This is a genomic window from Escherichia sp. HH41S (genome assembly GCF_009820115.1).
GTDB lineage: Bacteria > Pseudomonadota > Gammaproteobacteria > Enterobacterales > Enterobacteriaceae > Escherichia > Escherichia coli_F.
Window position 1 is genome coordinate 161,592 of record NZ_VNXE01000007.1, and the last position, 15,814, is coordinate 177,405.

A 15,814-nucleotide genomic window follows, 5' to 3' on the forward strand; every position below is an offset into this window, starting at 1 on the left:
CGTATACCAAAATGAGACAATATGGACGGCTGAAGAAAACTTTTTTTCATTGTATTTGCTTATACGGCAACGATTGCGTTGTGCAAATTTGCATGACGAAAACGTTAAACTAATGATAAAGGAAAGACATGTCCCAGATAGAAGCGGTATTTTTCGACTGCGATGGTACGCTGGTCGATAGCGAGGTCATTTGCTCTCGCGCCTATGTCACGATGTTCAGGGAATTTGGCATTAACGTTGACCTGGAAGAGATTTTTACCCGTTTTAAAGGCGTAAAACTCTATGAAATCATCGATATCATCAGTAAAGAGCAGGGCGTGACGATGGTCCAGGCCGATGCAGAGCACGTTTACCGCGCAGAAGTCACCCGCCTGTTTGATAGCGAACTAGAGGTCATCACGGGAGCGAACGAATTGCTGGCGAGCGTTAACGTGCCGATGTGCGTGGTTTCTAATGGCCCGGTGAGCAAAATGCAGCATTCGCTTGGTAAGCTCAATATGCTGCACTACTTCCCGGAAAAACTGTTCAGCGGCTACGATATCCAGCGTTGGAAGCCCGATCCGGCATTAATGTTCCATGCGGCAAAAGCGATGAATGTGAACGTTGAAAACTGCATTCTGGTCGATGACTCCAGCGCCGGTGCGCAGTCAGGGATAGATGCCGGTATGGAAGTGTTTTACTTCTGCGCTGACCCGCACAATAAGCCGATCGTTCACCCGAAAGTCACCACCTTTACCGAGCTGGCGCAACTGCCTGCGCTCTGGAAGGCACGCGGCTGGGATATAGCGCGTTAATTGCTCCGAACTTTAACGCTTACACATCAGTCACGCTGGTTTGAGATAAAGACTACCAAGTGTCTGATGAGTAAGCGTATGTTTCCCTTTCAAAAATTGATGTCGTTATTCGTCCAGTCAATCACTCTCTGCTTAGCTAAGCCTGGGTTATATTTTTCACAATATCGGGATATTTATCGAACCATGTAATAACATTCAAGATTATTTCACTGAGTTTTTTATACTTTTTATATTTTTTCTCCCGACTATAATTTTGAACAATATCCTGGTAAGTTCGTATTTCATCATCTATTTTATCAATATCAATCTTAAAGTTATTTAATTTTCTTTGTATATCATTACGCGTCAAATTATCTTTGTTTTCACTAACTAGTTGTGCTTTCTCTTTCACAATTTTATTATGTTCTTTTGTTAATTCGTTAATTTTTTGCAATATGTCCTCGTAACCCTCATTGGACTCTTTTACTTCCTGATAATATTGGATTAAACTTTCCTTGTTAATTTTAAATATACCTGCTAGATTTTGAAAATCGAAAGCAAAATTATTGAGTGCTGAGTCGTAAAATTCTTTAAAAGATTTTATTTTTTCTAGTTGATTTTTTAGCGCTTTAATGTTGTCTATATCAACATCGTCAAATAGGGGGACAAGATCTTTAAATTTAAAATTTAAATTTCTATCAAATTGGTTATGAGACTCTTGCCTTTCTTTTCGGATAAATCCTTCTGAATATTTAGGATCTTCTTGTGCATTTGACTGCGAAATTATTTCTTTTATGACAGATTCAACAAAGTTAATTCTGTCACTTCCTATCATATTATTAATGATATGTTGTGCCCTACCATGCATATCTTTGAAAATAAAAAAATTAACTTTTTCAATATCAAAAGAAAATTCCTCTTTAAACGATCCTTTTTCATTATAGAGTGCGGACAAAAACGACTGTAATTCTGCAAATGCTTTTTCATATATTAGCCGAGTATTTGGCAAGGATTTTCTAAGTTCCACTATGTCTTTATATAGAGCATCTGCCTGACTTATGAAATTTGGTATTTGTTCTTTACTTATAGCTCCGTCTATATTCATATAAATGTATTTTTTATCGGTAAGACTACCTTGTGAATAAATTGTAGCAGAATCGATAGAACAGCCTTCGAGTCTGTCCTCTCTGTAACAATAGCCCAGTTCCGCCCCGCGCAAACGACTATTTTTAAAGAAAACGTTATTATTCTCTGTATTTTCATTGCTATATGAAGAGTTAATACCTTTATTAATATTGTCTGCACATTTAATAAAATTATCATCTAACTTAAGAGTTCTCGATCTTCTTTCAATGCGTTCAGAAAAATACTCAATGGGGTTAAACATATATTTACCTGAACCAGCTTCACCAAGACCACTGTTTATTTTAATATAGTTCAAAGTACAATTATTAAATACTAGCCCATGATCCCTCCCCCTGATGTAATTATTATTAGACTTGTTGAATGAGTTTGCCAAAAATTTCATTCCAGGAGCTTCAAGTCCTGTGATATCACAGTTATAAAAATGACTCAGAAGTATACTCGATCCAGGACAACTACCTCCCTGAATTGTACAGTCTTGAACAAAAGACTGCATAAAGAGATAAGCCCCTAATTTTTCTTGGATATTGACGGGTTGTTTAACGGTGTAGACTTGAGACGTCTCACAACTATAATGATTTATTTCGCATTTAGAAATAAAACAACCTTTAAACATACCTATTATTGATTTTTCATTTCCTGACTCTGCAGTTTTTTCATTAGGATCATAAAAATGTATGTTGTTGAACTTACAATCTTCGAAATAACAATTTTCAAAAACTGGGCCTTCAAGGGTCGGAGTTTCTATATTTCCTGAAAAAGTTACATTTTTAAAACTACAATATTTTAATGAATTTAATACATCTTTAGGCAACGAAGTTAAATTGATAGTTGTATCAAAAACAGGAATTTTATTTTTAATAAGCGTCGTAAGTTTTACAGCATTATCAGAAAACTTTAATCTCTTCATGGGAGAATTATCAAAATGTAAATCATCAAGATAGTTATCAAGAGTGAATCTTTCAGAAAAAACTTGATGCTTATCGGCCTCATTTACAGTCTCCCCCGTGTAGAGATTAAAAGATCTACACACAACCACTTCATTATTTTCATTTGTGGTAAAATCTGTAGTAGTACTAAATCGCCATTGTTCTTCTACTTTGGCCAGAGATTTAATATTCTTGAACATCTCCGCTTTATTATCATTTTTTGTCACAAATTCGTAAATTAAGCTTTTAACTTGTTTAATATGCGATCCGGGAAAAAGATCGCGAATAAACTCCCACAGTGTACGTTTTTTAAATAATGCCCCATTACCATCCAGAATATTTTCAATATCCTTAAAATTTACATCGTATTTCTTATTATTAATATCTAAAGTAACCTTGTCAGAATATCCGTTATGCTTATGCTTCTCATTTTTCACCTCTGAAAAGGGATTAGCATTTATAAGAACATCTGATCTTAATTTAGCAACCATAAATCCTCCGATGTGCAATATTAGGGTGTTTAAAAATAACGACATCTAGATTGTTAATTAACACTACCGCTAGCCAGGTTAGCAACAAGTGTTACTTATATTACTAGTGAAGACTATAAAAAATAGCTCATTTCCCCCGATTTAATCCAGGGTGTTTACCCTGGATTCCCAATTTTTAGGCATAACGAATCATCCCTCAGGTAAACCGCAATATCTGAAAATGAGCGATTTTTTATAGCTGGTTATATTGTCAATGTTAGAATAAATAGATTTTATAATATGTTACCAAGGTGATTTATGGAAAATCTTATTGGCACTCCACCAAACTATGCAGTTTCCTATAAGAATATAGACAAGAAGCAACGGGAATATTTATGTCATCTCAATCACTTTTCTAAATTGCCTGACGATTTTTTGATAACTGGTCCAAGAAAAGACCTTTTTGATTATCAACGTATTTTAGATTGCGCATTTTCAAATTTACAGCATTTACTTCCTAAAGGACAATTACAGAAGATACAACAGAGATTAGACTCTCTTATGTACAAAAACAAGTTCCATCGTTTTCATGTTTTTTTATTAAAACTGTGCTCAAATACTTGTATTCCAGCCCCATCTGCCGATAACACTGTCTTTGATAACAAAATGCCATTTATATTAAGTGAGGAACAGATCGATGAAATTTCTTTTTTAAACGCATATCACATAGAAAAGAAAGGAAATAAAGACATTATTACATTGGATTTCGTTAGCAAGGATCATGCTCAGCAACTTAATTTTAGCACAACCATAGCATCAAAAAATGATTGCCTTCATATATATACAATAAACAACTATAACACACAGATTATATTCGAAGAGGATTTAAATTTATATCCCAGTGAATTATCTCAATCATCACATTGGTGTTATCAGTTAATAAAAAACATGATTTCGTTATATTGTAGATGGACTAACAATTATGGAATCAAAAAAACCTGTGCTTTTGATTTTAAAAACAATTCATTTTCTAACTCCAGGTTGGAGTTTATATCGTTTATTGCATGTTCTTTTTCACATGCCGATATGAATTATTCGATATTTCAAAATGTTAATCTTGATATGTGTGAGATGCGTAATTGCAATTTTGACAAGTCAGAAATGAATTTCATTTCGTGCGTAGGAACAAATTTTAGCGATTCCACATTCGATAAAGTCAGAACAAAAGCGCAATTAATTAAGACACCGAGAGAATGGTCTGATAATATTTTGAAGTATTGGTTCTCAAGCTCTAATAAACGTAATATCCTCTTCACCCTTAATACAATATCTGATAGAGTCATAAAATTAAAAGGAGTCAAAGATATATTATCGTCATTGGTAGACCAAAAAGCTAATATTTATAGTGTAAGGCAAGAGCTTCTGGATTTTCTTAATGATGATTTATATAAAAATGATAGAGAGATTACTTTTTATAAAGAATCACTACTGTTATTTTGCTCTGAATAACCAAAAAGATTAACTACAGCACTCTATTTTGTGTTTATATCCGTGTCAGGAAACAGGCTCATTTCAGCAGGATAAAACCGTAGAGTGCGATTGCGATGAACAAGAGATACCGACTTATTATTTAGTCTATTTTATTGCGTTAACTAATAAATGTTGTAAATTTACCAGCGCCTTTTCCCAATTATCAATCACATTAACATCTTTTGTTCTTGAATGAATTTCCATTAACTTTTTTATGAAAGATGAAATTTCATTTTCAGCTACAGCACTTTGCATGTCCATATAAGCAGGTGTTTTACTTTGTGTTTTTGAAGCAAAATCATAACTTAACCTGGTGGTTAAAGTAATATCACAATCATACAAGTTAATTCCACCGGCTAACTTTCCCAAGCAAGTATAATATAAACAGCAATGGCTAAGTTTTAAACATTTATCTATTTTATCATTTATATCGTTATTAGATTTGATATTTTGGAAAATATTATTGTATATAAGTTATGAAAGAGTTTCATCCAGATTAAGCTTATTTTAACTTTTTCCAAAACATTTCCTTGGATCATGATCAAGTAAATCTTCAAAAATTCCATTTCGTTTGCATGTCATATTAGCATAACTAAAATCACAATCATCAAAATGATTATCATCGCTATAATCGCCCCTACCTTTTCTATAAAACGAAGTTTCTATAAAATCCATTTCTACACCATTAAACTTTTCTATATTGCAACATAATAAACTACTTGCAATAATACTTGCTTCTTTACACTCTCCATCTTGAAGACTACAGCCATATATAAATGACTGCATAAACAAATATGCACTGACAGTCTTTCCTACTGCGGGTTCTTTATTTACAGAGTATATTTTGATGTCTCTATCTTGAAATTTTTTATTTCACATTTGTTGTGCTTTGACATAGGGCTTTTACCCTGGTTTCTGTTTTTTTCTGTGAGGGTTACATTATTAATAAAAAAATAACAAGAATGTTTTTTAGAACAGAGCACTACATTAATATTCAAAAATTTGAATGAAATAATGTATATGCAATCTATTGGGAATAGCATCAAGGGGAGTTTGTGAGGCAATTTTTAGAGAAAATGTATATCTACCCGATAAATATGCATTACCGGGCTGATTGCCAGATGCGGCATAAAAGCCTTATCTGGCAATGTGTTAGCGTTACTCTTTCGGGTCTTTTCCCGCCAGCAGTTTATCCAACTCATCACCACCGACGTGACGGAAATCCTGACCTTTCACGTAGTAGAAGATGTATTCACAAATATTCTGGCAGCGGTCGCCGATACGTTCGATAGAACGTGCACAGAACAGCGCGGTAAGGACACTTGGAATAGTCCGCGAATCTTCCATCATGTAGGTCATCAGTTGACGAACAATACCTTCGTACTCCTGATCGACTTTTTTATCTTCCCGATAAATTCGCACCGCTTCGTCAATATCCATACGCGCGAACGCGTCCAGCACGTCATGCAGCATCTGGATAGTGTGATGCCCCAGTGATTCCAGACTTACCAACAATGGCTGATGCTGCTGGGAGAATTTCTCCAGCGCAGTACGGCAGATTTTGTCCGCCACGTCGCCAATACGCTCCAGCTCGGCAATGGTTTTGCTAATCACCATCACCAGACGCAGGTCGCTCGCCGTCGGCTGACGTTTGGCGATAATGCGCACGCAGGCTTCATCGATCGCCACTTCCATCATATTGACGTTTTTGTCGCCTTCGATCACCCGCTTCGCCAGATCGCTGTCCTGGTTATGCATCGCGGTGATCGCATCAGAAAGCTGCTGCTCCACCATGCCGCCCATGGTCATCACCTGCGTGCGGATGCTTTCCAGTTCGGCATTGAACTGGCCGGAAATATGTTTATTAAGATTGAGACTGTCCATAACGCACTCCTGAATCAACCGTAACGACCGGTGATGTAGTCTTCTGTTTGTTTCTTCGCTGGCTTGGTGAACAGATCGTCCGTGTTGCTGAACTCAATCAATTCGCCCAGGTACATAAACGCCGTGTGGTCGGAACAACGCGCTGCCTGCTGCATGTTGTGGGTGACGATCACTACGGTGTAATCCTGCTTCAGTTCGGTGATCAGCTCTTCAATACGCCCGGTAGAGATAGGGTCGAGCGCCGAACACGGTTCGTCGAGTAGCAGCACTTCCGGGCGAATGGCGATACCACGCGCAATGCACAGACGCTGTTGCTGACCACCAGAGAGAGAGTAACCGCTCTGGTGCAATTTATCTTTGGTTTCGTTCCACAATGCGGCTTTGGTCAATGCCCACTGCACGCGCTCGTCCATGTCGGCACGGGAGAGCTTCTCAAACAGACGCACGCCAAAGGCGATGTTGTCGTAAATGGACATCGGGAACGGCGTCGGTTTCTGGAACACCATGCCCACTTTCGCACGCAGCAGGGCGATATCCTGAGTGTTAGTCAGGATGTTGTCGCCATCGAGCAAAATCTCACCTTCCGCACGCTGCTCCGGATACAGTTCAAACATTTTGTTGAAAGTACGCAGCAGCGTCGATTTACCGCAGCCAGACGGCCCGATAAACGCCGTAACCTGGTTTTTGGCGATATCCAGGTTGATGTTTTTCAGGGCATGGAATTTGCCGTAGTAGAAGTTCAAATTACGAACCTGAATTTTACTCGGGGCAGTTTCAACCATACTCATTGCAATCTTTTCCTCATCGTGCCTGATGCACTTCGCTAATCAGGCTTACCGTAGGCCGGATAAGGCGTTTCACACCGCATCCGGCAAAGTGTTAACCGTGTTTATTCTTCGCAAAAACAACGCGCGCCAGAATGTTCAGCAGCAGGACGCACAGGGTAATAATCAACACCCCGGCCCAGGCCAGTTGCTGCCATTCTGCAAATGGGCTCATCGCAAACTTAAAGATCGTTACCGGCAGGTTGGCGATCGGCTGCATCATGTCCGTGCTCCAGAACTGGTTGGAGAGCGCGGTAAACAGCAGCGGCGCGGTTTCACCGGCAATACGGGCAATCGCCAGCAGGATACCGGTCATAATCCCGGACACCGACGCTTTCAGCGTAATCGCGGAGATCATCTTCCACTTCGGCGTACCCAGCGCATAAGCCGCTTCACGCAGGCTGTCCGGCACCAGTTTCAGCATGTTCTCGGTGGTGCGGATAACAATCGGCACCTGCAACAGCGCCAGCGCAATTACACCAGCCCAACCAGAGAAGTGCTCCATTTGCGCCACCACGATGGTGTAAACAAACAGACCAACCACAATCGACGGCGCGGAGAGCAGAATGTCGTTAATGAAGCGAATCACTTCTGCCAGCCAGGACTTACGGCCATATTCCGCCAGATAAATCCCCGCCATAATGCCCAGCGGCGTACCGAATACCGTAGCCCACAAAATTAACAAGCCGCTACCTGCCAGGGCGTTCGCCAGACCACCGCCTTCCGTATTTGGCGGCGGCGTCATTTCAGTGAACAGCGCCAGCGACATACCGTCGATACCGCGGGTGATGGTGGACATTAAAATCCAGATCAGCCAGAACAGGCCGAAGGCCATCGTCGCCATTGAGAGCGTCAGTGCAATACGGTTCTTGAGGCGGCGACGCGCCTGCATTTTGCGGCGGGATTCTGCCAGCGCCGCAGTGGTTTGCATTTCAACCATAGCCATTAGCGTGCCCCCTCATTCTTAGCCAGGCGCATAATCATAAACTTCGATGCGGCGAGGACGATGAAGGTAATCACAAACAGGATCAGGCCCAGTTCCATCAGTGCGGCAACGTGCAGACCGGATTCCGCTTCCGCAAATTCGTTCGCCAGCGCAGAGGTGATACTGTTGCCCGGCATGTACAGCGAGGCGCTGTCGAGCTGGTAGGTGTTACCGATGATAAAGGTCACCGCCATGGTTTCACCGAGCGCGCGCCCCAGACCCAGCATGATGCCGCCGATAACCCCATTTTTGGTGAACGGAAGAACGATACGCCAGATAACTTCCCAGGTGGTGCAGCCGATACCGTAGGCTGACTCTTTCATCATCACCGGGGTTTGTTCGAATACATCGCGCATTACCGCTGCAATGTACGGAATAATCATGATGGCGAGGATCACGCCTGCCGCAAGGATACCGATACCAAAGGCCGGGCCGGAGAACAGCGCGCCAACAATCGGGATATTCGACATGATATTGCCGACCGGCTCCTGGAAGTAAACGGCGAACAGTGGCGCGAAGATAAACAGGCCCCACATGCCGTACACGATACTTGGAATGGCTGCCAGCAGCTCAATGGCGATACCCAGCGGGCGCTTCAGCCAGCCAGGCGCAAGCTCGGTCAGGAACAGGGCGATACCGAAACTCACCGGGACGGCGATCAGCAGCGCGATAAACGAGGTCACCAGAGTACCGTAGATCGGCACCAGCGCCCCGTAGATATCGTTCGGCGCATCCCACTCTTTGGTCCACAGGAAAGCCAGACCAAATTTCTGAATGCTCGGCCAGGAGGAGATGATCAGAGAGACAATAATGCCACCCAACATCAATAGCACAATCAGCGCCGCCAGTTTTACCAGCACGCTGAAAATTATGTCGCCCTTTTTACCCGGTGGGTTAAAAGCAGGCTTGGTTGCAGCCATAAGTTACTCTTCAGTTAAACGCGTTTACAAAGTCATTTTGTAATGCCGGATAAGCTGTTAATGCCTTATCCGGCATGGTGTTTTATTAGTACAGTGGCTTGCCGCTACTGTCTTTAATATTGGTCTTCCACGCAGCGCGAACTTGTTCAACTACGCTATCCGGCAGGCTGGCGTAATCCAGGTCGTTAGCCTGTTTAGCCCCGGTTTTGTACGCCCAGTCGAAGAACTTCAGCACTTCTACACCCTGCTCAGGTTTCTTCTGATCTTTGTGGACCAGAATGAAGGTGGTAGAAGTGATAGGCCATGCATCTTCGCCTTTCTGGTTGGTCAGATCCTGAGCGAATGTTTTGCTCCAGTCTGCGCCTTTTGCTGCATTAGCGAAGTTTTCTTCGGTCGGACTAACTGGTTTACCATCAGCGGAGATCAGTTTGGTGTATGCCAGGTTGTTCTGCTTAGCGTAAGCATATTCAACGTAACCAATTGCCCCCGGCAGACGCTGAACGAACGCGGCGATACCGTCGTTACCTTTACCGCCCAGACCGATCGGCCATTTTACGGTAGAGCCAGTACCAACGTTGTTTTTCCATTCTTCGTTCACTTTCGCCAGGTAGCTGGTGAAGACGAAGGATGTCCCGGAGCCATCTGCGCGGCGCACTACAGCAATGTTCTGTGAAGGCAGTTTCAGACCCGGATTCAGTTTGGCGATGGCTTCATCATCCCACTTTTTGATTTTGCCCAGGTAGATGTCGCCGAGGGTTTTACCATCCAGCACCAGTTCGCCAGATTTTAGCCCCGGAATGTTAACCGCCAGCACCACGCCGCCAATTACGGTCGGGAACTGGAACAGACCTTCCTGAGCCAGTTTTTCGTCAGACAGCGGCGCGTCAGAAGCACCGAAATCAACGGTGTTGGCGATAATCTGTTTTACGCCGCCGGAAGAACCGATACCCTGGTAGTTAACTTTATTACCGGTTTCTTTCTGGTAAATGTCAGCCCATTTGGCATACACCGGCGCAGGGAAGGTTGCACCTGCACCTGTCAGGCTTGCTTCTGCAAACACAGAGAAAGCGCTCATCGATAAGGTCGCGGCGACAACAGTTGCGACGGTGGTACGCATAACTTTCATAATGTCTCCTGGGAGGATTCATAAAGCATTGTTTGTTGGCTACGAGAAGCAAAATAGGACAAACAGGTGACAGTTATATGTATGGAATATGACAGTTTTATGACACAACGAGATTTATGCGTAATTTATTGATTTTTATAACCAGGCAAAAAGAAAAACCATGTCATCTTTTTGTCATGTCATGTGCAAATAGGTTAGAAAGAGGTGTCTGATGACAACGGTGCGAGGAGCACCGTTGTCCTTTGATTAACGAACAATTTCGATGGTGATAGTTGCCGTAGCGGTAAATGTTCCTGGCGCGGGTCGTGCACCAGTGAGGCTCGCAGGCGCAGCAGAAAAAGTTACATTGCCAGCTTTCTCACCAATAACGCTTGTTGCTCCCATATCAGTTGGTAGTTCGCCACCGTTTACGTTGATTTCCCTGTTATTTTTATCGTAGATTTTTATCCCTACATTTGGGTTTGATGTTACAACCATCGAATTATCGCTACTGGGTTCAGTAGCATAAAAAGAGGTAGTGATATCATCCGTATTCATTATTCCTAAATACTCACACTTAATAGTGACAGTTTTGGTGATTTTATGCGCTGACACAGTACTCCCGACAACAGATGAAAAATCTGCGGCTGGAATAGTACTAAAATCAAAATTAATTGGCTGTAAACTATTAATTTCACAACTTTGTGGCGCAGTGATGTCTCCACGAACATAAACATCAGCCATCGGCTGTGAATAATCAATCGGTGTGTCACGGCTGATAGTTCCGTACAACTTCGCAACAAGCGTTGTGGGAATAGTTACCTTTCCCGCAAAGGGTTTTTTAATATAAAAATAAACCTTAGCCTTGGCACCACTAGAAATATCTAATGGCTCCTCTCTTCCACACTTATATACTGTAGTTACATCAGGATCATTAGCATGATACTCGAATGGTGCATTAACAAATCCGACCCCTAAAAGATCAATTGCTATACCCACATCCAGATGTGGATTAAGATTATAGTAATTTACATTAGAATGAACCCCAGCATAACTTAAAGCATCATTTATTTTTGCCGTGTAGTAAATATAGGGAAATTCACCGACCTTTCCTGTATTACAGTGACAATGTGCCGGATAAGACCCGCCATTAGTTACTGTTGTATTAAATGTGGTCCCCGCTTTATTCTGAGTTGCCGTAATAACATATCCAGGAAAATCAAGCACACTATGAAAAACGCCATTATCCGGAGTACAGATACCTTGAGGGGCCGCAAGAGTCGTACTCGTGTAAAAAATGGCGACAATAGAAAAACACCACAACAGAATATTATTTCTCATAAAAAACCTTTAATTACAGGTGACACTCTGCTCAATTAAACCATTCTCATTTTCTGGTACTGAAAGTGAGTAGCCAAAGGTACATTTCGTGACTGCGTCTCCTCCCCAGGATAAAGTGACCTGCCCTTTATCTGACAGACCCGAGAGATAAAGCTCACCAGAATCACCGACTATTCCTGAATCGGCGGTACTTGTGTTTTGAACTGAGGCAATGGCGCCAAAAGGTGCCGGTTTACCATTTGCATTTACCACTCTGAAGAGAACGCGGTAACCCACATGCGTCACAAACTCCGCTTTAACCACCGCGCCGCGGGTAGGAACCATCGTAACGACGGTATTATCGAGTTCAACATTCGACTTAGAGAAATAGTTGTCGCTGATCGCTACCCGGTTTTCATCATAAGGATTTAGCTGTGTCTTAACCGTGTAACCACGCCAGTCTGTTGCCGCCCCGCGCATATTATCAATTTCCAGACCTGCGGCTCCCGGTGCTTTAATAAGAGCGATGGTTTCACCCAGTTCCTGGCTAAACGTTACCCCTTCACTGTGCGCCAGAATGCCCCCCCGGATACCATAATTGAGTCGCTGAGAATTTTGGCTGTAGTTATAACTGCCGTTTAACGTGCCGTAGGTACCGTCATAGGTCAGCGACATATTACCGCCTACTTGATCATCGCGGCTGTTATAGGACTGCATGAGATTCCAGGAGAGATTATTTTTCTCCAGCGCCGTACCGCTTAGGCCAAGTTGATGCGAGCTACCAGAATCATCATTTTGCGAAACCGAATAGGTGGCATAACTATTTCCCCACCAGCCCGATAATGGAACTGATAAAGAGAGCATGTAGATTTGTTCGCTGGTGTTATCACTGGCCTGACTATTACTCGTCCCTTGCCGGGCCGTATTGGAATAACTCCATGAGACGTTCCACGAGAGGCGCTTCCAGCTACTGCTGTAACCAAATTGGATTAATCGTTCGACATCATCTGTGTGCCAATATTGCTGGCGACTTAATGTCAGGTATAAATTGCCATAATCTCTGCCCAGCGATTGCGTTAACGTTCCTTCCACACGACTGCGGCGGTTTCCGGTTTGCCAGAAATCTTCCGGACTATTTTGCCGGGAGGCCCATTCATTGAGGGTATAGTAGCCTTCGGTGGAGTAACGATAGCCAACCAGGCGTAAGCTGGTGTCTGTATCGTCAAAACGTTTTGAATACAGAAAACGATATGACTGACCCGTTTCCGTATCATCAGCAAATTTCGCTCTGGCATGTGTCGCATCTAAAGAAATGGCTCCCAGAGAACCGAGATCTTTACCTACCCCCAAAGCAACAGAACCATACTTTTCAGCAGCCTGTACGCCGCCATACAAGGTAAAACCGTGGGGCAAGCCATGAAGGATCTGTGCCTGAAGCACGTCAGGAGTAAAACCATCTTCATCGCGCAGTTCCCCCACGCTAACATCTACATCGGTCTGACCTTCACGTTTGAGGATTGCCAGCGACGCATAAGGCTGGGTGAATCGTTGTTCACTACCATCTTCTTCCTTGATAGTCACATCCAGGTCGCCGCCTGAGCTGGCAGTATTGAGGTCGGTGATTTCAAAGGCACCTTGTGGAACGGCTGACTGATAAATTACGTAGCCGTTCTGTCGAATGATGACGGTGGCGTTAGATTTTGCAATCCCACGAACCACAGGCGCGAAGCCATTCTGGCTGGCGGGTAACATATCTTTATCAGTATAAAGTCGTGCACCACGGATTTGCGTGCTGTCGAAAATATCGCTCGCCGTCCACGTATCGCCAATCATAATCTGGCTTCTTAACGCAGCAATATCACGTTGTATCCAGGTACTGATAGAGTTGTATTCCGCACGACCATCGGTGGTGTTCAAGGTGCTGTAATTGCGGAGTCGCCACGGCCCAATATTGAGTCCGTTACGCAGGTTGAGATAACTGGTATCGGTCTCCTGTGAGCTGTAATCCGAGCGCAGAGTATGTGAACCGGAAAAATCGTAGTTGATAGTCAGTGCGTTAATTCCCTCATCCCAACGCGTGGGGCTTATGTAATCGTAAGCCATCGCATCCATATAGATCTGGGGAATGGTGATATTCAGTTGCAGCTTATCGCCGTCCAGTTGCCATGTTGAGCCTTCAATGCGTGGTGCAGGGTCAATACAGGCCTGGTCATCCACTTTATTGAGCGATTTCAGCGCGTCAACTTTTACACCAAAGGAAGTCAGCGTTTTTTTAACCGCGACAAAGCAGGCGTGCAGATCGGCATCAGGGTTATCCTGAACAAAAGTCACATCCTGCCGTTCGAACATTTTGCCATTGATAAAAATATCAACACTGTAGACGCCGGGAGGTATGTGATTCGCTTTGTTAAACTGGCGAATATCGACTCCGGATTGATGGTCTATTTCCAGCAGCGCCGGATTAAATATGCTGACCTCGGCCATCACACTTTGCGAGAAAACGAGACATGTCCCTGCCGTCAGACCAACTGCTATTCTGGTCGTAACCATAATTCGCCTATCCTTATGCAATGCTTACAACGCTTGCTTTAATGGTTCGCTTATCGCACCGTAATCATTAATAAATCGCCAGGTCATTTGGCTACCCGAAGAATTAGCAGGCAACGGTAACGTGAGCGTCTCGAAAGGGCGGATCATGTTAAGAGGTACATCATGGCCATCAACAATGACATCCATCACGCTGATATGAATCGGATTAGGGTTCTCAGCAATAAGATTTCGGCCTTCCCGATGCCACTTCACCTTTGGTGCGGCATCTTCGGGAATCATGCGGATAGATGCCGGTCTCCAGAAAAGCTTAATTCGCGTTTTAACGGCGATTTCCAGCGAGTTCGCTTCTTTGCTGCTCGCAGAGGGTGGAATATTTTTGATATTTAGCCAGAAGACAGACTCTCGATCCTCTGGTAATGACAAGCCTTTAGTGTGGACAATACGTAATATTTTTTCTTGCGCGGGTTCTAACCGTGATACCGGAGGAATAACAATAAATGGCGCTTTAGTTTTATCATCTTTATTAAACGGATCCACCCATGCCTGGATGAGATAAGGAATTTTTTCTTCCTTACTAAATACAGAAATAGATTTATCAGCATTATTACTCAAATAAACAACCCGTGTACCGCCAATGACAACACCTGCACAGGTCAATGTCGGCTGGAGGAAAAAGATGCTTAGAATAATAATCCTCAATAAATTACACGAAATTGTTGTTTTAAAGAGCCTAATTAAACAACTTTTTCTGGACATAACGACTCCCTGGCCAAAGCCAACTGAATAAAAAGGCCCTGTATTAATTATTTCTTATATTCGACGGTGAATTGTGAATCCGCGTTTGCTGTACCCGCCGTTACGGTCGCATTGGTAGCAACATAGCGTGCAATAAACTTCATTTCAGCCTTACCGTCAGCGTCGATTGTGCTATAAGCAGAGTCATTATAAAGTTTAACCTGAGAATTATCCGCCCGGTTAAAAATACGAATACCGACGCCGGTTGCCGCAATCGCTTGTCCTGTACCGGTAAAATCGCCAGGTGTACCTGATGTCAGCGGTGTACCCACTTTCAGGTCACCGTCTCCACCAGGTGCTTCAGTACCATCGAAACGGACGGCTGCCTGAGTATAGGTTGCTGGGCAATTTTCCAGTTTAATACTAAATTGCTGTGGTGACGCCAGGCTGCCTACTCCTGAAAACGCACTTTTACTGACCTTACCAAGAGGTACTGTTTGATCGGCGGTATCGGAAGTCACTTCGCATGTGCTATCGACAATTTCACCGACAAAGTGAACAACGCCATCTTCTGCAAGTGCATTTCCGGCTAAAATTAAAGATGCCAGCGTAATTGCACCGCCAATAATATTACGTTTCATACAAA

At 43.0% G+C, this 15,814-nt stretch carries 12 protein-coding genes and 1 pseudogene; 2 read left to right on the top strand and 11 right to left on the bottom strand.

Going from position 1 to position 15,814, the window contains the following annotated elements; all coding sequences use genetic code 11:
* The first annotated feature begins 128 nt into the window (after positions 1-128).
* A complete protein-coding gene (gene yieH, locus FQZ95_RS01805; RefSeq protein ID WP_032185525.1) occupies positions 129-794 on the top strand; it encodes a 6-phosphogluconate phosphatase in 666 nt (221 codons plus the stop codon).
* 136 nt (positions 795-930) lie between these two features.
* Here the strand turns inward: yieH and FQZ95_RS01810 are convergent, their stop codons facing one another.
* The gene (locus FQZ95_RS01810) at positions 931-3,336 is read right to left on the bottom strand and encodes a type III effector (RefSeq protein WP_160529815.1); all 2,406 of its coding nucleotides are present in this window, start codon (positions 3,334-3,336) and stop codon (positions 931-933) included.
* Positions 3,337-3,633: 297 nt separating this feature from the next.
* Here FQZ95_RS01810 and FQZ95_RS01815 point away from each other — a divergent pair, with 297 nt between their 5' ends.
* Positions 3,634-4,824 (top strand): pentapeptide repeat-containing protein, encoded by a 1,191-nt coding sequence (locus tag FQZ95_RS01815; protein ID WP_160529816.1) that lies wholly within the window; start codon positions 3,634-3,636, stop codon positions 4,822-4,824.
* Positions 4,825-4,962: 138 nt separating this feature from the next.
* Here FQZ95_RS01815 and FQZ95_RS26240 read toward each other — a convergent pair.
* The 10 genes and pseudogenes from FQZ95_RS26240 to lpfA-O113 all read right to left on the bottom strand — a co-directional run.
* Positions 4,963-5,726, bottom strand: a pseudogene (locus FQZ95_RS26240) (type III effector protein); the annotation flags it as partial.
* A gap of 277 nt (positions 5,727-6,003) precedes the next feature.
* Positions 6,004-6,729: a phosphate signaling complex protein PhoU gene (gene phoU / locus FQZ95_RS01830; RefSeq protein ID WP_160529819.1), complete on the bottom strand. Its 726-nt coding sequence runs from the start codon at positions 6,727-6,729 to the stop codon at positions 6,004-6,006.
* Between the two features lie 14 nt (positions 6,730-6,743).
* Positions 6,744-7,517: a phosphate ABC transporter ATP-binding protein PstB gene (gene pstB / locus FQZ95_RS01835; protein ID WP_000063126.1), complete on the bottom strand. Its 774-nt coding sequence runs from the start codon at positions 7,515-7,517 to the stop codon at positions 6,744-6,746.
* Positions 7,518-7,608: 91 nt separating this feature from the next.
* Positions 7,609-8,499, bottom strand: coding sequence for a phosphate ABC transporter permease PstA (gene pstA / locus FQZ95_RS01840; RefSeq protein ID WP_001251991.1), 891 nt, complete (start codon positions 8,497-8,499; stop codon positions 7,609-7,611).
* Positions 8,499-9,458, bottom strand: a complete 960-nt coding sequence (gene pstC / locus FQZ95_RS01845; RefSeq protein WP_000741620.1) for a phosphate ABC transporter permease PstC — start codon at positions 9,456-9,458, stop codon at positions 8,499-8,501. The genes pstA and pstC overlap by 1 nt, the downstream gene beginning before the upstream one ends.
* Positions 9,459-9,543: 85 nt before the next feature.
* Positions 9,544-10,584 (bottom strand): phosphate ABC transporter substrate-binding protein PstS, encoded by a 1,041-nt coding sequence (gene pstS / locus FQZ95_RS01850; protein WP_160529820.1) that lies wholly within the window; start codon positions 10,582-10,584, stop codon positions 9,544-9,546.
* Positions 10,585-10,830: 246 nt separating this feature from the next.
* Positions 10,831-11,904 carry a fimbrial protein gene (locus FQZ95_RS01855; protein ID WP_160529821.1) on the bottom strand — a complete coding sequence of 358 codons (1,074 nt, stop codon included), beginning with the start codon at positions 11,902-11,904 and terminating at the stop codon, positions 10,831-10,833.
* Between the two features lie 9 nt (positions 11,905-11,913).
* Positions 11,914-14,433 carry a long polar fimbrial usher protein LpfC-O113 gene (lpfC-O113, locus tag FQZ95_RS01860; RefSeq protein WP_160529822.1) on the bottom strand — a complete coding sequence of 840 codons (2,520 nt, stop codon included), beginning with the start codon at positions 14,431-14,433 and terminating at the stop codon, positions 11,914-11,916.
* Between the two features lie 24 nt (positions 14,434-14,457).
* On the bottom strand, positions 14,458-15,189 hold the full coding sequence (gene lpfB-O113, locus FQZ95_RS01865; RefSeq protein ID WP_024166226.1) for a long polar fimbrial chaperone LpfB-O113: 732 nt from the start codon (positions 15,187-15,189) through the stop codon (positions 14,458-14,460).
* Between the two features lie 47 nt (positions 15,190-15,236).
* Positions 15,237-15,809 (bottom strand): long polar fimbria major subunit LpfA-O113, encoded by a 573-nt coding sequence (gene lpfA-O113, locus FQZ95_RS01870; RefSeq protein ID WP_160529823.1) that lies wholly within the window; start codon positions 15,807-15,809, stop codon positions 15,237-15,239.
* Positions 15,810-15,814: the final 5 nt, after the last annotated feature.